24 protein-coding genes, 1 tRNA gene and 1 pseudogene are annotated in these 24,305 nt (G+C 58.8%); 7 read left to right on the top strand and 19 right to left on the bottom strand.

Annotated elements, in window-relative coordinates; translation table 11 throughout:
* Positions 1-597: 597 nt before the first annotated feature.
* A complete protein-coding gene (gene gabP / locus ACIOWE_RS24365) occupies positions 598-1,989 on the top strand; it encodes a GABA permease (RefSeq protein ID WP_401396769.1) in 1,392 nt (463 codons plus the stop codon).
* Between the two features lie 98 nt (positions 1,990-2,087).
* On the opposite strand, the gene ACIOWE_RS24360 is transcribed toward gabP, so the two are convergent.
* From ACIOWE_RS24360 to ACIOWE_RS24340, 5 genes and pseudogenes are all read right to left on the bottom strand, one after another.
* Complete coding sequence (locus tag ACIOWE_RS24360; RefSeq protein ID WP_201231979.1) at positions 2,088-2,255, bottom strand: hypothetical protein; 168 nt, start codon at positions 2,253-2,255, stop codon at positions 2,088-2,090.
* Positions 2,256-2,300: 45 nt separating this feature from the next.
* Positions 2,301-2,753 carry a hypothetical protein gene (locus tag ACIOWE_RS24355; protein ID WP_401396766.1) on the bottom strand — a complete coding sequence of 151 codons (453 nt, stop codon included), beginning with the start codon at positions 2,751-2,753 and terminating at the stop codon, positions 2,301-2,303.
* A gap of 6 nt (positions 2,754-2,759) precedes the next feature.
* A complete protein-coding gene (locus tag ACIOWE_RS24350) occupies positions 2,760-3,173 on the bottom strand; it encodes a hypothetical protein (RefSeq protein ID WP_025110944.1) in 414 nt (137 codons plus the stop codon).
* A gap of 29 nt (positions 3,174-3,202) precedes the next feature.
* Positions 3,203-4,177 carry an alpha/beta fold hydrolase gene (locus ACIOWE_RS24345; protein ID WP_401396763.1) on the bottom strand — a complete coding sequence of 325 codons (975 nt, stop codon included), beginning with the start codon at positions 4,175-4,177 and terminating at the stop codon, positions 3,203-3,205.
* 67 nt (positions 4,178-4,244) lie between these two features.
* Positions 4,245-4,388, bottom strand: a pseudogene (locus ACIOWE_RS24340) (DUF1016 domain-containing protein); the annotation flags it as partial.
* Between the two features lie 351 nt (positions 4,389-4,739).
* Between ACIOWE_RS24340 and ACIOWE_RS24335 the strand changes: the two are divergent.
* A complete protein-coding gene (locus ACIOWE_RS24335) occupies positions 4,740-5,186 on the top strand; it encodes a carboxypeptidase regulatory-like domain-containing protein (RefSeq protein WP_401396760.1) in 447 nt (148 codons plus the stop codon).
* Here ACIOWE_RS24335 and ACIOWE_RS24330 read toward each other — a convergent pair.
* From ACIOWE_RS24330 to ACIOWE_RS24265, 14 genes are all read right to left on the bottom strand, one after another.
* Positions 5,183-5,530, bottom strand: a complete 348-nt coding sequence (locus ACIOWE_RS24330; RefSeq protein ID WP_201231984.1) for a hypothetical protein — start codon at positions 5,528-5,530, stop codon at positions 5,183-5,185. The two genes, ACIOWE_RS24335 and ACIOWE_RS24330, sit on opposite strands and share 4 nt — an antisense overlap.
* 29 nt (positions 5,531-5,559) lie before the next feature.
* Positions 5,560-7,038, bottom strand: coding sequence for a PLP-dependent aminotransferase family protein (locus ACIOWE_RS24325; RefSeq protein ID WP_401396757.1), 1,479 nt, complete (start codon positions 7,036-7,038; stop codon positions 5,560-5,562).
* A gap of 27 nt (positions 7,039-7,065) precedes the next feature.
* Positions 7,066-8,490, bottom strand: coding sequence for an L-lactate permease (locus tag ACIOWE_RS24320; protein ID WP_401396754.1), 1,425 nt, complete (start codon positions 8,488-8,490; stop codon positions 7,066-7,068).
* A 17-nt stretch (positions 8,491-8,507) separates the two neighbouring features.
* Positions 8,508-9,122, bottom strand: coding sequence for a glutathione S-transferase family protein (locus ACIOWE_RS24315; protein ID WP_401396751.1), 615 nt, complete (start codon positions 9,120-9,122; stop codon positions 8,508-8,510).
* Positions 9,119-10,894: an FAD/NAD(P)-binding protein gene (locus ACIOWE_RS24310; protein WP_401396749.1), complete on the bottom strand. Its 1,776-nt coding sequence runs from the start codon at positions 10,892-10,894 to the stop codon at positions 9,119-9,121. The genes ACIOWE_RS24315 and ACIOWE_RS24310 overlap by 4 nt, the downstream gene beginning before the upstream one ends.
* Positions 10,888-11,919, bottom strand: coding sequence for a 2,3-diaminopropionate biosynthesis protein SbnB (gene sbnB / locus ACIOWE_RS24305; protein ID WP_401396746.1), 1,032 nt, complete (start codon positions 11,917-11,919; stop codon positions 10,888-10,890). Before sbnB ends, ACIOWE_RS24310 begins: the two co-directional genes overlap by 7 nt.
* A gap of 5 nt (positions 11,920-11,924) precedes the next feature.
* On the bottom strand, positions 11,925-12,899 hold the full coding sequence (gene sbnA, locus ACIOWE_RS24300) for a 2,3-diaminopropionate biosynthesis protein SbnA (protein WP_401396743.1): 975 nt from the start codon (positions 12,897-12,899) through the stop codon (positions 11,925-11,927).
* A 407-nt stretch (positions 12,900-13,306) separates the two neighbouring features.
* Positions 13,307-14,098: a TSUP family transporter gene (locus ACIOWE_RS24295; RefSeq protein ID WP_401396740.1), complete on the bottom strand. Its 792-nt coding sequence runs from the start codon at positions 14,096-14,098 to the stop codon at positions 13,307-13,309.
* A 70-nt stretch (positions 14,099-14,168) separates the two neighbouring features.
* Entirely contained in the window at positions 14,169-15,248 is a 1,080-nt protein-coding gene (locus ACIOWE_RS24290) for a hypothetical protein (RefSeq protein ID WP_401396737.1), read from the bottom strand.
* A 317-nt stretch (positions 15,249-15,565) separates the two neighbouring features.
* A tRNA-Phe gene (locus ACIOWE_RS24285) sits at positions 15,566-15,641 on the bottom strand.
* 103 nt (positions 15,642-15,744) lie between these two features.
* Positions 15,745-16,017, bottom strand: a complete 273-nt coding sequence (locus ACIOWE_RS24280) for an oxidative damage protection protein (protein WP_003220737.1) — start codon at positions 16,015-16,017, stop codon at positions 15,745-15,747.
* Positions 16,014-17,081, bottom strand: coding sequence for an A/G-specific adenine glycosylase (gene mutY, locus ACIOWE_RS24275; RefSeq protein ID WP_401396734.1), 1,068 nt, complete (start codon positions 17,079-17,081; stop codon positions 16,014-16,016). The genes ACIOWE_RS24280 and mutY overlap by 4 nt, the downstream gene beginning before the upstream one ends.
* Positions 17,078-19,300, bottom strand: a complete 2,223-nt coding sequence (locus ACIOWE_RS24270; RefSeq protein ID WP_401396731.1) for an AsmA family protein — start codon at positions 19,298-19,300, stop codon at positions 17,078-17,080. The genes mutY and ACIOWE_RS24270 overlap by 4 nt, the downstream gene beginning before the upstream one ends.
* 78 nt (positions 19,301-19,378) lie before the next feature.
* Positions 19,379-19,783, bottom strand: a complete 405-nt coding sequence (locus ACIOWE_RS24265) for an acetyl-CoA sensor PanZ family protein (protein WP_401396728.1) — start codon at positions 19,781-19,783, stop codon at positions 19,379-19,381.
* A 319-nt stretch (positions 19,784-20,102) separates the two neighbouring features.
* On the opposite strand from ACIOWE_RS24265, the gene ACIOWE_RS24260 reads away from it, so the two are divergent.
* The 5 genes from ACIOWE_RS24260 (at position 20,103) to hisA (ending at position 24,300) form a co-directional block, all read left to right on the top strand.
* Positions 20,103-21,767 (top strand): OFA family MFS transporter, encoded by a 1,665-nt coding sequence (locus tag ACIOWE_RS24260; protein WP_166218467.1) that lies wholly within the window; start codon positions 20,103-20,105, stop codon positions 21,765-21,767.
* Between the two features lie 263 nt (positions 21,768-22,030).
* Entirely contained in the window at positions 22,031-22,624 is a 594-nt protein-coding gene (hisB, locus tag ACIOWE_RS24255; RefSeq protein WP_401396725.1) for an imidazoleglycerol-phosphate dehydratase HisB, read from the top strand.
* Positions 22,624-23,262 carry an imidazole glycerol phosphate synthase subunit HisH gene (gene hisH / locus ACIOWE_RS24250; RefSeq protein WP_401396722.1) on the top strand — a complete coding sequence of 213 codons (639 nt, stop codon included), beginning with the start codon at positions 22,624-22,626 and terminating at the stop codon, positions 23,260-23,262. The genes hisB and hisH overlap by 1 nt, the downstream gene beginning before the upstream one ends.
* On the top strand, positions 23,263-23,520 hold the full coding sequence (locus ACIOWE_RS24245) for a DUF2164 domain-containing protein (protein ID WP_401396719.1): 258 nt from the start codon (positions 23,263-23,265) through the stop codon (positions 23,518-23,520).
* A gap of 42 nt (positions 23,521-23,562) precedes the next feature.
* A complete protein-coding gene (hisA, locus tag ACIOWE_RS24240; RefSeq protein WP_003220753.1) occupies positions 23,563-24,300 on the top strand; it encodes a 1-(5-phosphoribosyl)-5-[(5-phosphoribosylamino)methylideneamino]imidazole-4-carboxamide isomerase in 738 nt (245 codons plus the stop codon).
* Positions 24,301-24,305 lie beyond the last annotated feature (5 nt).

The following is a 24,305-nucleotide window of genomic DNA, read 5'->3' as shown; positions in this document are numbered from 1 at the left end:
TTTGTGCAAGTTGCGGATTTCAAGCGCGGGCGTGGCCTCAGCCATGTGCGTTCCTCATATATGTTGCGCTCCTGCTGTTGGTTGGCCTTCCTGGCGAGGCGGCCAAGCTAGCATAGCGTTTCAATGGCAGCCAACAGCGCTGGGAGCGGTAATCGGGTGGCGTGTGGCAGGTTGTCGCATCGGCACAGTAGACTGTCGCCCCATCAACAACCGAACGGGTGTTTGAACGGGCAATCCCGCGGGTGTCGCGTAAAAAAAGGCGCGATGTTGCCAGCTTTGGCGGGGTGTTGGAAGCGCTATCCGGCTGATCGTTCCTGAATCGCCCTTTTATTGTGCATCCCACACTTTTTCAGTGTGTTTCTGGTGCGCTGATTCGTCTTGAAAGTGAGTCGCAGGGTAACGTTCTGGCGAATTGCCATTAATCTCAAGGACTTGCGATGACTGTCCGGTCCGGCTGGAGACCGCAGGCCAGAAGAGTTTGAAATATTTTGGCGCAATTATTGCGTGCAGAATTTGGAACGCCCCGTTGGTTTCTTTTTACGAGAAGGAAAACCAGACGAGACGGACGCAATCGCTTTCCTCGCAAAGGTAGTTTCGATGAGCAGTACCTCAAGCTCCAATGGCCTTGAACAAGGGCTCAAACCGCGTCATGTGACCATGTTGTCGATCGCCGGTGTGATCGGCGCCGGTTTGTTTGTTGGCTCCGGCCACGCCATCGCTGCCGCCGGCCCTGCCGTGCTGCTGGCCTACGCTGCCGCCGGCACCCTGGTGGTACTGGTGATGCGCATGTTGGGCGAAATGGCAGTTGCCTCGCCGGACACCGGCTCGTTCTCGACTTACGCCGACCGTGCCATCGGGCACTGGGCCGGGTTCACCATCGGCTGGTTGTACTGGTGGTTCTGGGTCTTGGTGATTCCACTGGAAGCCAACGCCGCTGCGACCATCCTGCACGCGTGGTTCCCAAGCGTGGGGATCTGGGCGTTCGCACTGATCATCACCATGTTGCTGACCGTGACCAACCTGTTCAGTGTGAAGAATTACGGCGAGTTCGAATTCTGGTTTGCCCTGATCAAAGTCCTGGCAATCATCGGCTTCATTATTCTCGGTCTGGCGGCGATCTTCGGCTACCTGCCGAACAGTCAGGTCAGCGGTGTTTCGCACCTGTTCGACACGGGTGGCTTCCTGCCGAACGGCATGGGCGCGGTGCTGGGCGCGATCCTGACCACGATGTTCTCGTTCATGGGTACCGAGATCGTGACCATTGCGGCCGCGGAATCGAAGAACCCGGGCAAGCAAATCTCCAAGGCCACCAACTCGGTGATCTGGCGGATCGGCTTGTTCTACCTCGTGTCGATCTTCATCGTTGTTGCGCTAGTGCCATGGAACGATCCTACGCTGGCCAACCTCGGGTCCTACCAGACCGTGCTTGAGCGCATGGGCATTCCTAACGCCAAGATGATCGTCGACATCGTGGTGCTGGTCGCGGTGACCAGTTGCCTGAACTCGGCGCTGTACACCTCGTCGCGCATGCTCTTTTCCCTCGGCAAGCGCGGCGATGCACCGGCCATGGCGACTCGCGTCAACAAAAGCGGCACGCCTTACTGGGCGGTGATGCTGTCGACCGGTGCTGCGTTCCTCTGCACGTTCGCCAACTACGTGGCCCCGGCCGCCGTGTTCGAGTTCCTGCTGGCCAGCTCCGGCGCCATCGCGCTGCTGGTGTACCTGGTGATCGCGTTCTCGCAACTGCGCATGCGTAAACAACGCGTGGCGCGTGGCGAGACAATCGTCTTCAGCATGTGGCTGTTCCCGGGCCTGACCTACGCGGTGATCATCTTCATCGTCGCGGCCCTGACCATCATGCTGTTCCAGGAAGCCCACCGCGTGGAGATCCTCGCAACTGGCCTGCTGAGCCTGATGGTGGTGGCTGCCGGTCTGTTGGTGGCGCGTCGTCGCAAGCTTGAAAAACGTGGTGCGGTGGTGTTGAACTGATCCGTAACGCGTAATGCAAAACGGCCGCTGTCAGTGATGACGAGCGGCCGTTTTTGTTTGTGCTACCGGTGGCGAAATATCTGCGCTTCAGATCCGGATCAGCTTTGCTCTCGCGAGAGCATGAAGTCTGGGCTGCATTTCTCTCCGTCGAACCATTCATCCCAAGTTGTTTGCTTGAGAGATTTAACAGGTTCGCTTTCGAAGATGGCTGCTGTGTCTTCTGCCTTCGGAATTTGCTCACCCTTGCACGAGTCTGTTGTCTTCATCTGACTTCCTTTTCCTGATCGTGCGTGGACGTGAGGCGCAAAAAATTACTCGGCTTTGGGTTCGGTATCTTCCACCGACTTGCCGTAAGTATCCAGCGCAACCCCGAAGTCGGTGATGAACTGTGGCTCGCTCAGCCAGGCCTGGGCGGTTTCGATGTCCATGCCGTCGGCCCACATGCGGTAGTCGATCAACATGTCGGCGGCCAAGTGGGTGGCGGCCATGCCTTCGTTGTCGGCGTTTTCCATGTCCAGCAGGTCTGGATGGTCAACAATGATGAACGCCAGTTCACGCAGCAGCGTCAGCAGCATTTCGTTGCGGCTGATGGCTTCGGCGTCGCGCATTTTGCTGAACATCGCCAGGGTGTACTCCGGGATCGGCTCGGCGAGGTGGTCGAGGTCTTCGTCCTGATCCAGAGGTTTGCGGCCGACCATACGGATTTGCTTGGCTTTGGCCTTGGCGCGTTTGGCGCGTTTCTGTTGCTTGTTCAGGGATGCCATGGGAGCTCAGTTCTTCTGTTGGGTTTGCGCAGCGATCGCATCGGACGCTGCTACATAGTCGGCCTGAAAGGCCGGCGATTCGATCCACGCCAATGCGCCGGCCTCGTCGGTTTCTTTCGACCACTGGCGGTACTCGATTAGCGCCGCGAGGATGAAGTCCATCGCGCCTTCTTCACCTTCCTGTTCATAGACCAATTCCAGCAGCGGGTCTTCGAGGAACGCCGTGCACAGGGCTTGCTGGCTGATCTTCTCGGCGTCGATCATTTTCTTGAACAACTCGGTCAGGTCCACCGATTCGAAGTCGATGCGGTCATCGTTCGGGTCCAGTTCTACCGGCGCCTCAGCGCGTTTGGTACGGTTTTGCTTGGCCTTGGTCTTGGCCCGGGCGGCGCGTTTTTGCTGCTTGTTGGCGGAGGCCATGGTGTTGTTCCGTGGTGCGTTGGATGGGCTCAGCTGCGCGGAATTTGCCGCCCGGGGGTGTCGGGGGCTAATTCAGCGGTTTGCAGCCAGGTCAGAGCGATGGGCCATAGTGTGGCTTGGTATGCGCTGCGAAAAAAGGCGAAATGTCCGACTTGTTGCTCGCCGATGTCCTGCGGTTCGATGCGCAGGTGGGTTTTCGGGGCATTGCTGAAGTAGGCGAGCAGGCGTTCGATGGCCGGGATTGTGCCGTAGGGATCGTCGCTGATGCTGATCGCCAGGGTTTGTGCGCGGACTTTGTCGAAGGGCAGGGCTCCGCTTTTTTCCATGAGTGCGCGACCGCTTGGGCGCCGTTCGAAACGCGGGGCAGGCGTGCTCCAGTCGCGCACAACGCCAGCCGGCGTATCCTCCAGCCAGCCGAGGCGCTTACCGGGGAAATAGCCGCAGAGCAGCGTCACTAACGGCATCAGCAGGTGCCATTTGCCGAACATGCGCCAGCGATGTTCGGGCGCGTAATCGCGCCAATAGGCGAACTGTGCGCCAACGGTGACCAGCCGTCGGATAATCTGACCGGACTCACCGAGGCCTGCCGCACAACCACCAAAGCTATGCCCGATCACATCGATTGGCTGACCGGGAAACTCCCGCTGCGCGCGTTTGAGCATTGCCTCAAAATCCAGTGCGCCCCAATCGGTCCATGAGGCGCGCAAATCTTTCATTGAATCGGGGCGCGATTCGCCGATGCCACGGTAGTCATAGGTAATAACGTCGAAACCATTGGCGAACAGATAGGCCGCGAAACGCGAGTAATGACGGCAGCGCACGGAAGTGGCGGCATTGATGGTCACTATCGGGCGCTGAATATCGGGCAGGGCATGTCGCCAGGTGAAACCGCCAAGGATAAAACCGTCGGCAGTGGTTTCCTTGAAGGCTTCACCCTGCATCTCAGCTGTCGTTGATGGCTTGCGCTGCACACTTTCCAATTCAGGCGTGTCGTGAGAACTCATGGCGCTCGATCTTCGCGGGTAGCTGCCAACAATAGTCCCGGCGCATCCAGGGGACAATCCGCAGCGCTTATTCTGTGGCCTCGGTGAGCAAGCGCTCCTCGATCAGTGCCTGCTCTTTTTGCAACTCCGCTCGTAGTTCTTCCACGCTTGGCAGCACCGTTTTGTAACTACCGGCGAACAGTTGCTCATTGCCATTGAGTATTGAAACTTTTTTCTGTGCCTGACGAATCAACTCGCCAAGCTCCCCCAGCAATGAATCGATTTTCGGATCTTTTATGTCGGCAGGTTCAAGCTTGCTCATCAGGTCTTCCACGTCATTGGAAACAGGAACACAAGCATGCCAACAGTCGCTGGCCAAGGATGTCAGGCGAGCCTGTGAAGTCAGCAGGAAGACAGGATCGGTGTTGCAGGACGTTGCTGGGAAAGGGTGCTTTCGGTGGCTTCGGTCTGTAGTCCGTTTCGTACACAGCCCAAGTTCAAATCATTCTAAAACGCGACCTGTCTGCATCATATCCAATGAAGGGTAACGGTTGGGTTCCACGAGAGCCCGGGAGTCACCATCATGAAACGCGTTCTTTCATTCGTGCTATCCGTCGCCGCAGTCGCCGCCCTGTTGTTTCCGGTGATGCTGCAGGCCGCCAGTCTTGAGCCGATCGACAGTGCAGGTGTACAAGTCCAGCAGCAACAACAAAACGGCACCCGATATCTGGCCGGCGGGATCGGAGAAGATGAGGCGAAAGCCATTCAGCAATCCAGCGGTTACAACCTGCACATGACGTTTGCGGTCGGCGCGCAAGACGAGTACACCGCCGACGTCGATGTGACGATTCAAAAGACGGGGCAAACCGTGCTGACGCTGAGTCAGACGGGCCCACTGGTTTACGTGCAACTGCCTCCCGGCAAATATACCGTCGTGGCCACGCGCAAAGGCGAGACACGACAGGATGTTACGGATGTTGGCGGCGGTGCTGCACGCAATCTGGTGTTCCACTGGAACGACAACAGCTAGCGGGTTTTGGTTTTGCGCTTTGGCTGGGTTGCAGGCCGGGATATACGATTGACCCAGTACCATCCCGGCCCTGCGGCCAGTAACAGCAGAGCGAAGCATCCGTGCCAGACAATCTGGAACCAATACAGGCGCGGTTGGGCGGCGAGGGTATAGGTTCTGGCCGGGCCGCCACGGGTGATCATGGTGATGGAGCCCTGTACCAACCCATCGAATATCAGGTAGCAGAGCATCCCGCCGAGACATACCAGAAGCACGCTGAACAGAATCGTCAGGCACATCGACAGGCGGCTTTGGCGATACGGCGGCGGATGGGGCAGGGGGATGCGGGTTCTTTTCTGGTTCATGAGTTGGCTCTGCGAACGTCCTTTCGCGGTCAGGAAACCGCCGGTTCTTCCTGTCGCTCAATCAGTGTCTGTGGCACAGGCGCCGGTCGCCCGGCGAGGTGCGCGCACTCGGCAATCACTTTCAGGATCTCGATCACGCCCGGGGTCAGCGCTGTACCCAAGCAAATGCGCACGCCCGTAGTCGCCTGCCCGTCGGCGAAGAAAATCCCGCTGCCGGCCACGTGGCATCCACGCTCGGTGGCCAACGCTTGCAGGGTCGGCATATCCGTGTACGCGGGCATTTCGATCCAGTGAATGAATCCGCCACGCGGTGGCACATAAACGGTTCCCACAGGGAAGTCCGTGCGCACCAGCCCCTCGACAAAGCTTGCCAGCGATGACAATTGCGACCTGAGTCTGGCGCAGTGCTCATCCATGTAACCGCGCCCGATGAATTCGTTGAGGACATTTTGCGCAAGGCTGGACACCGCCAGATTGCGCGAAAACATTTGCGCCAGAATTGCGTTGCGGTACTTGCCGGCCAGACACCAGCCAACGCGATAGCCGGGGGCGATAGTCTTGGAGAATGACGAGCAATAAATCGTCTGCCCGGTGGTGTCGTAGCTCTTGATCGCGCGCGGGCGTTCGGTTTCCGGTACCAGATCGAAGAAGATGTCGTCCTCGATAATCGGCACGTCCGCTTCGCGGGCCATCTGTGAAAGTCGGGCACGGGTTTCATCGGGCATGATGAAACCACGGGGATTTTGCAGGGTTGGGTTGAGAAAGATCACCGAGACCTTTTTCAGCTTCAGCGCTTCTTCGAGGTGATCGACGTCGAGGCCCAGTTTGCCGTGGGTGCGGATCGGCAGGGCGCGCATGCCCAGTCGTTCGATGGTCTGCAGGATGCCGTAGTAGGTCGGGGTTTCGATGGCGACCGTAGCGCCTCGCGATGCAACGGCTTCGAGGGCCAGCTCCAGGGCAATCGTGTCGCCCGACGTCACCAGAATATCGTCCGGCCCGCAGACCACGCCGCGCGTCAGCATCAGCCCGGCGATGCGTCGTCGCAGTGCTGGCAAACCCGGCGGGGCGACCAGACCGGTCAGCGAGTTGTCAGCCTTGCCGGCCAGCACCGAAAGGCATTTGTTGAGCAGCACATTGGGTGTGAGATCGCTGTGCAGGACAGCTGAATTCAATGAGGCGGTGGTGCGCGAAGCCGCCTCGGAGAGCATCGCCACCACAGCATGATTGACGTTGACGGTGACACTGGAGAAATCGAAACCGCTGGCGGCTTTTGCCTGCCCCGAGGCCGAAACGAAATAGCCGACGCGGGGTTGGGTCGAGACATAAGCATCGGCTTCCAGATCCGCCAGCGCGCGCTGCACGGTGGTGATGCTGGTTTCAAACATTCTCGCCAGGGTGCGGATCGAGGGCAGTTTTGCCGAGGCTGCCCACTCACCACTGTCGATCTGACGAATAATCCAGTCCTTGACTATCCGCCAGCGCTTGTCCGGTAAATCAAACCTGTCCATAAGTTCTCTGTTATGTCTCGAAACAATTCAGAGAAAGTAGAGCAAAACGATTCCCGTTGCAGCAACTATGACGATGTTGAGGGCAACCAGTCCGAAGGCGAATCGAATCAGGTTGTTTTCTTCCTGCCGGTTGGCGCCCGCCAGCCCGATGATCAGCGACAGAATCGACAGCGACCCCAGCGCCCCGTGTCCGGCGGCACTGTTGACCATTGCCGCCAGCCAGGCCCCGTGTTCGCTGCTCAGTGCCGCAATGGACGGCATGACGAGGGTGTTGCCGCCGACATTGGAGCCGGTGACATAACCGGCGATACCCGCCAGCAACGCGATGGTCGGCGCCAGGGAAATCCCCGACAACGATTGCAGCGTGCGCTGTGCCTCAACCAGGAATCCGGCGTTAACCATCACTTGGGACAGCAGCAGAAACAGGAAAATCGTCGTGACCGGAAACTTCGCCCGGTTGAACAGTGCACGCCACGGGAAACCCGTTGCAGCGCTTTGTTTGATCGCCATCAGCAGGGTGACGATCAGCAGCGCCAGCCCCGGGGATGCCAATGGCTTCCACGAAACGTGCTCGCCTTTGACGATCCACAGCGCATCCCAGCCTGACAGAACAAACAAGCCGCGCGATGCCACGATCACCCCCAGCAAGGCCAGATAAGGCCACGCCGCGTTCGGCCAGCGCACCAGTTTTTTCCGTTGCGCGTAAGAAATGCCCAGGCCTACGCCGGCCACGGCAAGACCCGCCAGCACCCCGGACACTTCCGGGCCGATCCACAGGTTGATGGAGAACAGCACCGCAACGAACAGCGCCGTTATCACGACCAGTCCGATCCACGGTGAAACCGAGCGGATGCCGCCCTGCCACATGGCGATCGCGGCGAGGCAGAGGAACACCGGCGCACTGATCAGCGCCGAATGGCTGCCGAGGGTTTCTGCCGGCAGGTGCGCCAGCAGCGCGCCGATTACCGTGGCCAGGCCCAAGGTGCCCCACGGCATGATGACCATGCCCGCCAGGGCGATTTTCATCCCCGACTGACGCGTGAACAGGCCCATCAACAACGGCACCGTGGCGATCAGCGAGACGCCGAAACCGGTCATCGCTTCAAGCAGCGGCGCCAAACCAAGCACGATGAAGATGACTTGCGCCGGCGGTGTCCAGCCCAGCTCCTTGACCCAAGCGCCAATGGCCTGCGGCGCGCCACCGCGCTCGACCAGGATGACGAAGGCCAGCCCCGGCACGATCACGCACGCGGTGCTGAGAAACAGGATCGTGGTGTCCTGAAAGATAGCCGAGCTGATCGCCGCCGACACCGGTCCGGCAGCGCCCAGTGCCCACAGCACCAGCACCAGCACCACCCCTGCCAGCGCGGCTTGAACCGGCGGCCGGCGGACGATCAGGATCAGCGCGATCACCAGCGCGATCGGTGACATTTGCAACAAGAGAGAGCTCATACACAGTTTTCCTTAACTTAATCGTGAGTCTGCCCGCTGTACTCGGTCGCCCGCATGGACGGACGCTCACAAAAAGTCTGATACCACTCGGTCAGGCGTGTCTGAGCGGAAAAGTCCGATAGCTGGCGAAAGGCGATCCAGTCGAGCGCGGTCGCCAGGGCGATGTGGCCAAGGGTGATCGGACCATTGAGGTCGACATGCTCTTCAATAAAGCGATAAGCCTCTTTGAGTTTGAACGCCTGGCCCTCGGCGTAGGCCGGATAGCGCAAGGCCTGCGGACGACGCTCGACTTCCCAGCGCAGCTTGATGCCGACATCGCACATGCCCTGCGCCAGGGCCTGCAGACGCAGGGCCTTGTAGCGCTCGGGGCCGCTGGCTGGAATGAATCTCGGGCCGTTGCTCAGATCGTCGAGGTACTCGCAAATCACGATGGAATCGAACAGCGCGCTATCGTCGGGGAGGATCAGCACCGGCACCTTGCCCAACGGGTTGGCCTTGTAGATGACCTCGTTCGGCGACGTCGGGCTGGTCTCGTGGTGGATGACTTCCAGGCTCGAAGCGATCCCGAGTTCGTGGGCAAGCACCAGCACTTTGCGGGCGTAGGGTGAATGCGTCTGGTAGAAAAGTTTCATGCTGGAGTACCTGCCTCAAGAATTGCAGTGGCTGCTCGATGGGCGTCCATGAACAGGCGCGAGGGCGCACCCGCCGACGTGACGTAGTGGTTGTAGTAGCAAGAACCTTCGGCGAGCGGGCCAAGTACCCAGAGGTTGCGCACGGGTTCGCCTGCACTCGACTTCGGATGACACGCCGCGTCGACATCGATGCCGTCGATGCCCGGCACGTCGGTACGCGGGCGGATCAGCCCGAGGCGTGCGAGATCGCGTACCGGCGCGCAGTCGCTGTTGGTCACGCCGCTGCTCTGGACATAGCCGGCGACACGCTTGTAGTTGTCTATCGCTGGTCGAGAGCCCGGCTTGAGGAATGTCAGCAGGCCGGCATCACACAGGGCGAGCAGGTCGGCGTGGCGCTCTTTTTGCGGGCCGGCGACGAGGCGGTTGATCGCCTTGTGCCAACGACCGTAGAACTGCCGGTGCGAGGCGTCGGTCAGCCCGTCGAAGTCGACCGCTTCACGCAGTCGGTCGCGCAGATCGCGCCAGACTTCGATCGCCGCTTTGATCGCCGACTCACCACGGCCCAGCCGCGACTCGTGCAAGTCGGCTTCGAGCGTGTCGTAGATCCAGGCGTGATAGTTGTGCGGTGTGACGTTGTCCGGCAGTGCATGCCAGATCAACGCCTGCGGATTGATTGCGCCGCCGGTGGCTTCGTAATCGCGCAGCAAGGCCTCGCAGGCGACAACACCAGCAGGCCCGGCGACACTGACGCTCCTGAGTTGCTCAAGCACCTGTGTTGGGTTTTCATGCAGGACGGCGACGGCCGCCGCACGCATCTCCAGCAGCATCAACGGCAGGATGTCCTGCTCGAAATCCAGCTGCCGGTTCTGTGAATTGGCTCGCAAGGATTCGATGCGCGCACTGGTGAGCAGCACAGCTTGGTGGCGGGGGCACTCGATCAAGCCGTTGGGACGTGTGCGGAAAGGCAGGCCGTCCCGCGACTGGATAAAGATCACCGGCTCGCGACCTGACGGTTGATAAGCGTGGCTGGCGTCGGCCATGCGCTTGTAGTGACCGCCCCGGCCAGAAGTGAGCGCCGCCAGAGTGTCCATCGCGCCGAGGCCCAGCCCTTCAATCAGCACGGTTTCGCCGGGCTCGATGGTGTCGAGACTGCCAGGCAGCGGATAGACGTCCTCGATGCGGTTGCGATCAGCCAGGCGCAGGCGACCGGTATGGCCGACCGTCAGGATCAGCCGATCCACCGTCACTGCCTCGCCTGATGCGGTGTGCAGAACGTACTGCCGAGCCGCATTGCTCTCGACCGCCGTGACAGCTTGCTGGTGCAGATTCACGCTGACCCAGCTCGGCGCGGTGGCGAGGATTTGTGCAAAGGCATCCGCCAGATAAGCGCCGAGCAGATGACGGGGCAGGAAGTCCTGCGCCTCGACATCGCGGCCATCGGCGGCGAGCAAGCCGCTGTCTGGATCGACCTTGATGTGCTGCTCACGGCACCACGTCAGGAAGTCCGCCCCCGGTCTTTCCCGCGCACCCACCAGGTTCCCGAACGCCGCCGCGTCGGGGAATACCCCGAGCTGACCGGCGACAGTATTGAGCAGCAGGTAATCCGGTTGATCCGGCCAGTGCGCGCCGCTACCGAATGCATTGGGCTCGAAAATATCGATGACAACCGGTTGCTCCGGGCGCTCCTCGGCGAGGCTCAGCAGGCGTTCGAAAATCGACAGCCCGCGCGAACCGCAGCCCACCAGGCCGATGTGCAAAGGCGCCGTCACCATCTGCGCTCCTCCCCGAAGAAGGAGGGGATGGCGACCGCCGAGCCATCCTTGACGGCGATGTCGTGGATCATCCGGCCAATCGCCAGATCGAGGATGCCCATGCCGAATGGCGAATAGATCAGCGGTTTGTCTGTGGCAACTTGCAGATCGCCGCGAATCAATTGCGCCACCGTGCCAGTGACGAAGTCGCGATGACCGTACTGCTGCTCGGCCAGATGCGGCGAGGTATTGGCCTTCAGGCAATGGGTCACATCGTCGAAGTAGTTGTAACTTTCTTCGATGATTTCTGCGCCGATATCCCGCAGCGAGATGTTCAGCACGATCTGCCCCGGCCGGAATGTACCGTTGCCTTTGACGTAAGGTTCGCCGGCGCTGGTGGCGAACACCACGATGTCGGCGGTGAGTGCATCTTGCAGCGACAACAGCTGCACATCCGGAACCCCGAGTTGTTTGCCGAACGTCGCCAGCGCTTGAGCAGATTCGGCGTTGAGATCGTGAATCCCCACGCTGTCGAACGACCAGTCGTCGGCGATAAACGTCTCAAGAATGTTCCGCGAAATCACCCCGCCACCAATGATCGAAAGTCTTGGTGCGCTTTTGCGTTGGCCATTCAGCCACCAGGCGCCGAGCACCGCCGAGGCGGCCGTGCGCACGGCACTGATCAGCGCACCTTCCAGCAACGAATAGGGGTAACCGGTCTCCGGATCGTTAAGGATCAGCACTGCCGAGGCGCGCGGGATGCCCGACTTGATGTTGTCGGGATAACTGGCAATCCACTTGATCCCGGAAACGGACTGATCACCCTCGCTATCGACGATGGCCGCCGGCAGCGCAATGATCCGGTTCGCTGGTTCTGCGGGAAAGCGCAGGAAGTAACTATCAGGGTTAACGGTTTCGCCACGCTCGTGGGTCAGGTAAGTCTGTGCGACGATCTCGATGGCTTCCTGACGAAGGCCGTTGAGGATGTCCTTGACGACTGCGCCGGGAATGACGTGGAACGGTTGAATCGGGTTCTGTGTGGTCATGGGGATTACGCCGAAAGTGCCAGAGCGATTTCTGGGAAAAGGGGTTGCAACGCCGATGCGCCGATACGCTGGGTGACCCAGTCGTCGGAATAGATGGTTTCGAGGTAGCGCTCACCCATGTCAGGCGATATCGCCACGACGACGTCGTCGGGACGGATGTGCGGCGCCCATTGCTGGATGCCCGCGAGGACGGTGCCGGTGGAACCGCCGAAAAGCAGACCGTAGCGTTGCGCCAACCAACGGCAGACCTTGATCGTCTGTTCCTCTGGGATCGACAGGAAGTCGTGAATCCCGGACGCCTCGAAAATCTCCGGCAGACGGCTGGTACCCAGGCCCGGAATATGTCGCGTGCCACCCGGCAGGCCGAACGTGACCGAGCCCACGGTATCGACGGCGATGACTTTGGTTTGTGGATGATATTCTGCGAAGTAGTTCTTGCAGCCCATCAGCGTGCCGGTGGTGCCGGCGCCGACAAACAGGTAATCGACATGGGGAAACTTGTGGGCGATGGACTTGGCGGTCGCTTGATAGTGGGCGAGGGGATTGGTCGGATTCTTGTACTGATTGAGCCAGATGTAGTCCGGGTTCTCCGCGACCAACTGCTCAATCAAACGAATACGCGAATTAAGGTAGCCGCCATTTTCGTCACGCTGATCAACCATGATCATCTCGGCGCCGAGTGCCTGCATGAGCTTCCTGTTCGGCGCAGAAATGTTCGGGTCAATCACACAGACAAACTTGTAACCCTTGGCGGCGCAGACCATGGCCAGCGCAACCCCCAGATTTCCCGATGAAGACTCGACCAGGCGCGTCTTATGGGAAATCCGCCCCTGGTTTTCCAGATCGGTAATCAGCGCGTGTGCGGTTTTGAGCTTGATCGATCCGGCAGGATTCAGTCCTTCGATTTTCAGTTGGATCCTTGCACTGCAAAGTTCTCCAATCTGTACGTAACTATCTTCATTGATAAGTTGCTTGATCATACGTCGTCCGTTTCGCTCTTTTGCCGGGCGCACGGGGGGCGCCAGCACTCATCCTGGAATGTTTGAAAAGCAGTAAATGCAGTTCGCCTGTTTGGTTTTTAGATTTTTTAGCTGGACAGGAAGTGACCTTGCGGTGAACGCCGATCTATTCAAAAAATCAGGTTTTGCGCTCTGACGACCCAAGGGTCGAGAGTGTTGCGGGGCGCAAAGTAGAGCCAGTCATTGGCTCGCCAAGGCTTGAAGAAATACTGGCGAAATTTCCTACATGGGGAGAGATACAGATTTCGGGTTTTTTCCAGTACACCCGGGGTTGGGCGTATTGAGAAAAAGAGGGGCGGGGGAGGCGTGATCAAATCGCAGGCATAAAAAGACCCTGAATCTTGCGATTCAGGGTTTTCGACAGATGTTCACGACAATGCCAGTGTCTGGATGATTGCAACGCGTAATGGATTGGTCTCTACGCTCAGTAGCTTGATAGCCAAGGCACAGCAGACAACGATCAACATGGGTTTGATCAACCGTGGGCCGACGCGTACGGCTGCTCGTGCACCGAGTTGTGCGCCGACAAAGGCTGCGGCAGCCATGGCTATTGCTACAGGCCAGATAATTACGCCTTTGGTGATGAAGACCGCCAGTGAGCCGAGGTTGCACGATGCGTTAGCGAGCTTGGTAAAACTCATTGCTCGCATCATGCCCAGACCGCAGAGCAATACAAAGCCGACAATAAAGAAAGAACCCACACCCGGACCAAAGATTCCGTCGTAAAAGCCCAGAATTGGCGCAACGGTAAATGAGAAAAGCAAAATGCTGATTTTCTTGCGGCGACCTCCATCGGCCAGTTTTGGAGACAGAGCAAAATACGCGGCCACAAGAATAAGCATGATCGGAACGCAGACTTCCAGATAACGCTTATCAACAGAGCTGACCAGCAAGGCACCGCTGGCACCGCCAATAAATCCACAAATAACCAGGAAGCGGCTTTCGCGCCACTCGATCAATCCTTTGCGAGCAAAGGTCACCGTCGCTGAAATAGTTGCCGAAGCTGCCTGGAACTTGTTCGTCGCGATAGCACTGATCGGATCTACACCTGCTAGAAACAGGGCGGGTAAAGTGATCAACCCACCACCTCCGGCAATAGCATCAAAAAAACCAGCGCAAAAAGCGACGAGCGCCAGCATGCCGATTAGGTCCCAGGACATTTGAATTCCTCTTTCTAATTATTGATCGGTAAAGACATGTGCTTTGTTCAGCAACCGGAATGCCGGGTGTTTAGCCTTGCAGCACGAGCGGATCGTCTGAAAGAACTATTGCGGACGAATACTTTGAAAGCCCGAAAATGCGAACCAGAACTCGTCTGTTGTCTTTGACAACATCACGACAGTGAAGAGCTCTGATGTTGTTGATGACCATGGCCGACTCCTGAGTCAGCACATACGCAGATGGGGTTGCATCTTCTACACCTTTGCAAAGGGCGGTGTAAGCAGCTTTTACAATGGGCGAGACATCGTTACTGACTGAAAAGCGATACGAGTTGAAGCGGACTGCAAGCCCTACCTTGTCATCAAACTCCAGAATCGAAACATTGCGACCATCTTTCCCTTTGCCACTGGCAAACGAGTCGCTCCGAGTGAACTGAAAGTTATCCGTGGTTAATGCGAGGCAATGGGGGACGCCAATTTTTGCGAGAACGGGATGCAGCGGAATGACACGGGTAGGTTCTCGATCCGGATTCCACAGGGCTGAAAGTATGAGCGACGACGGAGAGGGCGAGTGCTCACCTTTCGCATTAACGGTGCACCAGTAAGGCGCTTCTGTATGCGGCCCAAGAGCTAGACCGGAATGGGAACTCAGTTCATTGAGTTCCGGCTCTGCACTTATTTTGTTGAGTCCTCCGCCTTTGAAATTAGCGACCAATCGAATAAGTTTTCCTTCGTTGTCGATGTCATAGGCGAAAGCATCGTTATCCACCAGTTTTAGCAGGATCTGATTTCGGGCAGCCAGACAAAGGACGTCGTGACGAAGCTCCAGAGACTGCAGGTCTGGCAATTCATCGGGAGGATTGACGTCGGTGATTCTCTGCATTCCTTCAAAGATCAGTGCGGAAAAAAGACCGCAGGAGTAAGCACTGAGCAATTGGCATTGGTCATTCGACAAAGAGAGCGTCAGTTCGGCAGCAGCCAGTGACGCTTTGTACTTGGCGCCAGATGCCTGTGGCCCGCCGATGCCAGCTAAATCCTCGGCGAACCCGTGAAGCAACGTTGACTGTCGATAATTAAAGCTGAATGTTCTGATTTCTTGATCCGTACAAGTTCCGGCGGTTCCGGCGTCTGCTGTGACGGCATCAGTCATTGGCTACATCCATGTCGTCTATCTGCTTCAGGGGATCCCGGAGCTATCGAGTCGATTCTGCTCAATTCGTTAGTGGATGTATGTCGGTGCTTTCTGCCAAAGCGTACGGACCGCTCCGACAGATTCGACAGAATCAGGACGATCCGGTTACCCGCGTTTGTAGGCAATTAGGCTTCTATGCGTCGGACGTGGGAGGGGCTTGTTAGTGCTGTCCGGGAGAGAGGGGGTATCTGCTATTTCGAGGGCCGGGAATAGTGCGTGATCAAATCGCAGGCATAAAAAAACCCTGAATCTTGCGATTCAGGGTTTTCGGTATTTGGTGCCCAGAGACGGAATCGAACCGCCGACACGGGGATTTTCAATCCCCTGCTCTACCGACTGAGCTATCTGGGCAACGGGGCGCATTAAAAGGGTTTTTCGGATTTACGTCAACGACTTTTTTAAAATTTCTTAAATTAATTCCGTCGCTTACGATCCGAGCCCCGATTTTGCGGGTTTACTCGGCAGGCGGAACGTAGCCTTCGGCCTTGGCGTAATCCTCGCCGGAGAAGTACTTGTCCATCTCGCCCTGAAGATATTTGCGATCTTCGGCGTTCATCATGTTCAGGCGTTTTTCGTTGATCAGCAGGGTCTGGTGTTTCTGCCAGTCGGCCCAGGCCTTGGCCGAGACGTGATCAAAAATATCCTGACCTTTTGCGCCCGGGAAAGGAGCGCGTTCCAGAGCGGGCAATTCTTCTTTGTACTTACGGCACATGATGGTGCGGGTCATGGTGACTCTCCTGCATTCAAGACAGCGGCCGCGCGTTCGAGCAAGGTTTTGACCGGGGCGGCGAGGCCCAGGCGCGGCGGGGTGGCGAGGTTATACCAGAGCCAGTCGGCCTCGGCCACGTGATGGCTGGCCTCCTGCACCTGAACCAGCCAGGGTTCGATGGACAGCTGGAAATGGCTGAACGTGTGGACAAGGCTCGGCAGCGCCTGCTGCTCGCCCATCGTCAGCGAGTGCTGATCGGCGAGATGTTGCAGGTCGTCGAGGTCGTCGAGTTCCGGCAGGCTCCACAAACCGCCCCACAGGCCCGTCGACGGGCGGCGATAAAGCAGAATCGCGCCTTCGGCATTGGCGAGCATCGGCATCAGCGTGCGCTTCTGCGGAATGGCTTTGCGCGGTTTTGGAATCGGGTAGCGAGTCTCCAGGCCGAGCATGTGCGCTTCGCAGCCACGCTCCAGCGGACACAGCAGGCAACTCGGTTTGCTGCGTGTGCAGAGTGTGGCGCCGAGATCCATCATCGCCTGGGTGTAGGCGTTGACCCGATCATGCGGCGTAAAGCGCTCAGCGTTGGCCCATAGCTGTTTGGCGACCTTCGGCTCGCCGGGGTAGCCCTCTTGCGCGGTAAAGCGCGCCAGAACGCGTTTGACGTTGCCGTCGAGGATCGGCGCGCGCAGGCCCATGCTGATACTGGCGATGGCGCCAGCGGTGGACAGGCCAATGCCCGGCAGATCGGTGAGCTTTTCGACGTCACGCGGAAACTCGCCACCGTACTGGCTGACGACGATTTTCGCGGTCTTCTGCAAATTGCGCGCGCGGGTGTAGTAACCGAGGCCTGTCCACAGGTGCAGCACTTCGTCTTCCGGCGTTTCGGCCAGCGCTTCGACCGTCGGCAGCGCGGCCATGAAGCGGTCGAAATAGTTGAGCACAGTGCTGACTTGCGTCTGTTGCAACATGATCTCCGACACCCAGACCCGATACGGATTGATGTCTTGCTGCCAAGGCAAATCGTGGCGGCCGTGGCGGTCGAACCACTCCAGCACCGCCTCTGAAAACTGCTCCGCTCTCATCGCTTGAACAGCCCCTTCAATGCGTTTTTCAATTCCGGACTGACCTTGTCGCCAAGTTTCTCGTCGATTTTTTCGCTGAGCTTGTCACCGGCCAGTTTGGTCGCGACCTGACCAAGACGATCGTTATCGACACGGCAGGCCTTGGCACCCAGTTCCAGCGGGCCACGGCAGCGCAGCGGCCACTCGATGCCGACGAATTTTTCGCCGACCTGACAGGCCGGGTCCGGCATGGCGCTGGTGTCGCCTTCGACGATGATGCCGACGCGATAGTCCATGCCCAGCACGCGCAGGTCGATATCGCCGTCACCGTTGACGGTCATGCCCGGGATGCGCACTTTCAGGTCTGGGTTGCTGGCGATGCCGTTACGGAAGGTCAGGTTGCCCTTGAGTTCCTGGAACGGCGTGTCCTTGCCCCGTGGCTCGCCGCTGAGGGTTTTGCGGTTGAGCGTGGCGATGCCTTTGCACAGTTGCTGTTCAAGGTTGGCGTTGAGCAACACGCCGTTGTTGATCACGAAACTGGCGTTGCCGTTGAGGGTTTCGATCAGTGCCTGTTGGCTGTTGCCGCTGCCGGTGACGTTACTGGTGAGGGTCACCAGGCCTTTGACCGGCGGATTCTTGCCCTGGCTTTCGAGGATTTTTTCCGCCGGAACGCGGTTGATCTTCGTCTGCAGGTTCAGTACTGGCGTGCTTTGGCGTACGTCGAGGGTGCCTTTGGCCTCGAAGTTGCCGTTGTACAGATCGCCGCTCAGGTTGCTGAGGGTCAGCAGGCCGCCCTGGCCGGTGGCTTTGAGTGCGGCGTTCTGGATCGGCAGTTTGTCGAGGGTCAACTGGCCGAAAGTCAGGTCGGCATCCACGTCGAGTTTGGCCAGGCGTTCAACTGGCAGGAGGCGATCAGTGCTCCAGGCGCTTTTGCTCGGCTTGTCCGGCAGCGGCGTGGAACCTGCGCCGGCCATGGCATCGGCTTCGGTGCTGGCGACCTCGGCCTGACGCACTTGCGTGGCGCTGGTGGCTTTTTCTGATTTCGGCGGCAGGTAGCGGTCGACGTTGAAGGTGTCTGCCTTGAGGATCGCCCGCAGCGATTGTTTGGCGAAGTCTTCGACGGCGATGCGGCCGCTGAAGCTGCTGTCGTCGAGTTTCAGGTTGATGTTGTCGAAGGCAACGCTGGTTGGCGTGGCGGCAATGCGGCTGACCAGTTCGACCTTGCTCAGGCTGCCTTCGGCCATGGCCGGAAGTTTCTGGCCGATGCTGTCGACGAATTTCGCCAGATCGAACTGGGCGATCGAGAGGCCGCCAGTGATCTGCGGAGTCTTGTCGAGATCGTTGGCTTTCAGTTCGCCCAAGGCGCGCAACTGGTTGGCGGATATCTTGATGCCTGTCCATTCGGCGACGTTCGCCGCTTTATCCAGCAGCAACTGGCCCTGCGCGGAGAAGGTCATGGTCTTGCCTTGCAACGGATCGCCAGCCAGTTCGCCGGACAGTTTCAGATCTTCGAACTTGTAGCGTTGCAGGGCGCGCTCGATGCGCAGCTCGCCTGTGAGCTCGGTGCGCACGCGCAGAACCGGCTGATTGGTGCCGAGGAATGCCGTGGCTTTTACCGGGATATTGGTCGAATCGTGCACCGGGCCGGTGCTCAACTGAATGCTCTCGGCGCTGAACTGCTTGCCGGTCTTCTCGTCGTTGTATTCAACGCGAGCGTTGTTGACAGTCAGGCTGTCGATGTCGAGCCGGATCGGTTGTGGTGGTTTTTCCACGGCGGCGGTGGTTTCGCTGACCGGTTCGCCGGCCGCAGCCGGCGGCGTTGCGCCAGCCGGAGCGGGGACCTTGCCGATGTCTTCCCAGTTGCCATGACCGTCCTTGTCACGGTTCAGGCGCAGGTTCAGGCCTTCGACGCGGACGTCGCTCATCTGCACTTCGCGGCGCAGCAGCGGCAGCACACGCACGGACAGGCCGAGCATCTGCAAATCGGCAAACGGTTCGGCAGGTTTGACCAGCGTGGCGACACTGGCCTCGTGCAATTCCAGGCCGAGCCACGGGAACAGGCTCCAGCCGATATCGCCATTGAGCGTCAGCTCGATGTGGGCCTTGTCGCGGGCTATCTGGCGGATCTCGTCTTTGTAATCGTTGGGATCGAAGAGGTGGGTCAGGGCAAAGCCTGCCGCCACAATGATCAGCAACAGCCCGAGAAGTACCAGACCCAGGATTTTGCCGAACGCTTTCATGGGCGAGTCCTTGTAGTTAGTCGAATTCGTAATTTAGCCGGGGAGTATAGCGCTGCAATGGCCCGGTCCGGGGTGAAGTCATGTTGCCTGCACTGCCAGTGGCACCTGCAATTTCGCGGCGATTGCCTGGGCTTCAAGATGCCCGGCAGGTGCCAGCAGGCGCAGTTCTGCACCCGCTTGCGACGCCATTTTCTGCGCTTGGTTCACCAGCCGCTCGGCAACACCCCGGCGTCTGGTGACCTTTCGCACGCATAAATGGGACAAATGCCAAACGTCGTGGTGCCTTGTCAGGCGTGCGGCGCCGAGCAGTCGGTCATTGAAACGTCCAGCAATAAAACTGCCGTCAGCCAGCGCGCTTTCGATCAGCTCGGCTTCCCCGGAGAACGGCGCGAACAGCCAATCGGGCGCATCGCGGTAAATCTTCTGCAAATCCTGCTGATCCTGATAACTGGCGTCTTCTAGCGTCTGAACGATGACTGGCATGGTGGCTCCGTAGGAAATGCCCTGCGTAGGAGCTGGCGAAGGCTGCGATCTTTTGATGTTGACTGTAAGAAGCAGGATCAAAAGATCGCAGCGTTCCGCAGCTCCTACCGGTGAAGAAGATCAGATGACATGAAAAAGGTGATATCAGTTTGGTTTTTCTGTCACGTGCAAATGGTAACCTTCGCCGGTTCGTCCGTCCTTCTGCGACTTAACGTCGCGCCTTCAAGGAGCTTCACCTGAAAAACGGTCATGCCTGCGTGCATAAAGGCCGAGGGTGAACAGTGGCTGGCGAACCATACTAATAATTGGGGGATACACAATGAGCACGAGCATTACGGCGGACGGCCTCAAAGCCGACCAGCCTGCGTTCCTGTCAAAGGAACGCATCATCGCCAAGCCCGGTTTCAACCGCTGGCTGGTACCACCGGCCGCTCTGGCCATTCACCTGTGCATCGGCATGGCCTACGGTTTCTCGGTGTTCTGGTTGCCGCTGTCCAAGGCGCTGGGCATTACCGCTCCCGTGGCTTGCGCACCGGACATGAGCTTCATCGCACAGGTGTTCTCGTCGCAATGCGACTGGCCGATTTCGATGCTCGGCTGGATCTACACCTTGTTCTTCATCTTCCTCGGCTGCTCGGCAGCGATCTGGGGTGGCTGGCTCGAACACGCCGGTCCACGCAAGGCCGGTGTCGTCTCGGCGCTGTGCTGGTGTGGCGGTCTGCTGATCTCGGCGCTGGGCATTTATACCCACCAGATCTGGCTGATGTGGATCGGCTCCGGCGTGATCGGTGGTATCGGTCTGGGCCTGGGCTATATCTCGCCGGTGTCGACCCTGATCAAGTGGTTCCCGGACAAGCGCGGCATGGCCACTGGCATGGCAATCATGGGCTTCGGCGGCGGCGCGATGGTCGGTGCACCGTTGGCCGCAGCGCTGATGGGCCACTTCGCTTCGCCAACCAGCGTTGGTGTATGGCAGAGCTTCCTGGTGATGGCCGCGATCTATTTCGTGTTCATGATCGGCGGCGCACTGTCTTATCGCGTACCGCCAACGGGTTGGAAGCCTGAAGGCTGGACCGCTCCGGCGAAAAAAGCTTCGAACTCGATGATCACTCACCGTCACGTGCACGTGAATGTGGCGTGGAAAACTCCGCAATTCCGTCTGGTCTGGCTGGTGCTGTGCCTGAACGTGTCGGCCGGTATCGGCATCCTCGGCATGGCTTCGCCACTGCTGCAGGAAGTATTCGGCGGCAAACTGCTGGGCGTTGACGTGCCGTTCGGTCAGCTGGATGCCGGGCAATTGGCGTCGATTGCCGCGATTGCGGCCGGTTTCACCGGTCTGTTGAGCCTGTTCAACATCGGTGGCCGGTTCTTCTGGGCGTCTTTCTCGGACTACCTGGGCCGCAAAAATACCTACTTCGTGTTCTTTGCCCTGGGTTTTGCTCTGTATGCACTGATCCCGAACCTTGGTCATCTGGGCAACGTTGCGCTGTTCGTGGCGGCGTTCTGCATCATCCTGTCGATGTACGGCGGTGGTTTTGCGACGGTTCCGGCTTACCTGGCCGACCTGTTCGGTACGCAAATGGTCGGTGCGATCCACGGTCGTCTGCTGACGGCGTGGGCGGCGGCTGGCGTACTGGGTCCGGTGCTGGTGAACTACCTGCGTGAGTATCAGTTGAGCATCGGCGTGGAACGCGCTGCCGCTTACGACATCACCCTGTACATCCTCGCTGGCCTGCTGGTGCTGGGTTTCCTCTGCAACATGCTGGTACGCCCGGTGGCTGACAAGTACTTCATGACCGACGCCGAACTGGCGGCCGAACAGGCGCTGGGTCATGACAAAGGTGCTGACGCGACCACCGTGCTGGAGTGGAAAGCCGCGCCGGGCAGCAAGCCGCTGGCGGTGGCTGCGTGGCTGGTGGTGGGTATTCCGTTGGCGTGGGGTGTGTGGGTGACCCTGCAGAAGACGGCAGTACTGTTTCACTAAGTAAAAACGCAATATCCCTGTAGGAGTGAGCCTGCTCGCGATAGCGGTCTGACCGTCACAGAAATGTTGACTGTGAGGCCCTCATCGCGAGCAGGCTCACTCCTGCAGTTGTTTCGGGGTGACCGAAATGGCTTGTATGGACATGTCTACCCGCGACAGCCGGGGGTTCTATCCGTCTGCCATATCACGTCTCGTGTTTCTGTTTCGGCCCCGCGTGCCTATAATGGCTGCCTTTTTCGCCCAATGATTTTGCGGAGCTGGTGATGGCCGACCGTAAGGCTTCTGTCGAGCGAGACCCTCTGGAAACCCAGATCCAAGCCTCGATCAACCGTGATGGCACCGGAAAGGCCCGATTCGAGATCGGTGTTCCTTTTCTTGAGCACATGCTGGATCAGATCGCCCGTCACGGGTTGATCGACCTGGATATTGAATGCAAGGGCGATCTGCATATCGACGACCACCATACGGTGGAAGACGTTGGTATCACTCTCGGCCAGGCCTTCGCCAAAGCCATCGGCGACAAAAAAGGCATCCGTCGCTACGGCCACGCCTACGTGCCGCTCGATGAAGCGCTGTCGCGTGTGGTGATCGATTTCTCCGGTCGTCCAGGCCTGCAGATGCACGTGCCGTACACCCGCGCCACCGTCGGCGGCTTCGACGTTGACCTGTTCCAGGAGTTCTTCCAGGGCTTCGTCAACCACGCGCTGGTCAGCCTGCACATCGACAACCTGCGCGGCACCAACACTCACCACCAGATCGAAACCGTGTTCAAGGCTTTCGGCCGCGCACTGCGCATGGCTGTGGAGCTGGATGAGCGCATGGCCGGGCAAATGCCATCGACCAAAGGCGTTCTGTAATGCAGACGGTTGCAGTTATCGATTACGGCATGGGCAACCTGCACTCGGTGGCCAAGGCTCTGGAACACGTCGGTGCCGGCAAGGTGCTGATCACCAGCGATGCAGATGTCATCCGCGAAGCCGACCGCGTGGTCTTCCCGGGCGTCGGCGCGATTCGCGATTGCATGGCGGAAATCCGTCGTCTGGGTTTCGACTCGCTGGTGCGTGAAGTCAGCCAGGATCGTCCGTTCCTCGGTATCTGTGTCGGCATGCAAGCCTTGCTCGACACCAGCGAAGAGAACGACGGTGTCGACTGCATCGGCCTGTTCCCGGGCGCGGTGAAGTTCTTTGGCAAAGACCTGCATGAAGACGGCGAGCACCTGAAAGTCCCGCACATGGGCTGGAATGAGGTGAAGCAGAAAGTCAGCCACCCGCTGTGGCATGACATTCCGGACATGGCGCGTTTCTACTTCGTGCACAGCTACTACATCGCTGCGGCCAATGCGCGGCAGGTGGTGGGTGGCGGTCATTACGGCGTCGATTTCGCGGCGGCGCTGGCCGAAGGCTCGCGATTTGCCGTGCAATTCCACCCGGAGAAGAGCCATACCCATGGTCTGCAATTGCTGCAGAACTTCGCTGCGTGGGACGGTCGCTGGTAAATGGCTATCAAGAAGAAACCGCCGATCCTGACCCTTACTCCCGAGCAGGAGAGCGAGGCCAATCACAAGATCAAACGCTTCATGGAGGAACGTTTCGAACTCGACCTCGGATCGTTTGAAGCGGCGGAAATTCTTGAGCTGTTTACCCGCGAAATTGCTCCGCACTATTACAACAGGGCGATTTTCGATGTGCAGACCCACCTCAAAGAGCGGTTTGAAAGCATCGAAAGCGACCTGTGGGCGCTCGAGAAAAACTGATTTACGAGCCAAGCTTAACATTCAAATTTGAAGGTTTGCCCGATGCTGATTATTCCCGCTATCGATCTTAAAGACGGTGCCTGCGTACGTCTGCGCCAGGGCCGCATGGAAGATTCCACGGTGTTCTCCGATGACCCGGTGAGCATGGCTGCCAAGTGGGTGGAAGGCGGTTGCCGTCGTCTGCATCTGGTCGATCTGAACGGCGCTTTTGAAGGTCAGCCGGTCAACGGTGAAGTGGTTACGGCGATTGCCAAGCGCTACCCGACTCTGCCGATCCAGATCGGTGGTGGCATCCGTTCGCTGGAAACCATCGAGCACTACGTCAAGGCGGGTGTGAGCTACGTGATCATCGGCACCAAAGCCGTGAAAGATCCGGCGTTCGTCGCTGAAGCCTGCCGCGCATTCCCGGGCAAGATCATCGTCGGTCTGGATGCCAAAGACGGTTTTGTCGCCACCGATGGCTGGGCTGAAATCAGCACCGTGCAGGTCATCGACCTGGCCAAACAGTTTGAAGCCGATGGCGTGTCCTCGATCGTTTATACCGACATCGCCAAAGACGGCATGATGCAGGGCTGCAACGTACCGTTCACCGCTGCGCTGGCCGCTGCAACGAAGATTCCGGTGATCGCTTCCGGCGGTATCCACAATCTGGGTGACATCAAGTCGCTGCTCGACGCCAAGGCGCCAGGCATCATCGGTGCGATCACTGGCCGGGCGATCTACGAAGGCACTCTCGACGTCGCCGAAGCGCAAGCTTTCTGCGACTCGTACCAAGGCTGAGGACT

This window comes from Pseudomonas sp. NPDC087598 (assembly GCF_044743525.1).
Taxonomy (GTDB): Bacteria; Pseudomonadota; Gammaproteobacteria; order Pseudomonadales; family Pseudomonadaceae; genus Aquipseudomonas.
Note: the sequence above shows the minus strand (reverse complement) of the source record. Positions and strands in the feature narration are given on the sequence as shown.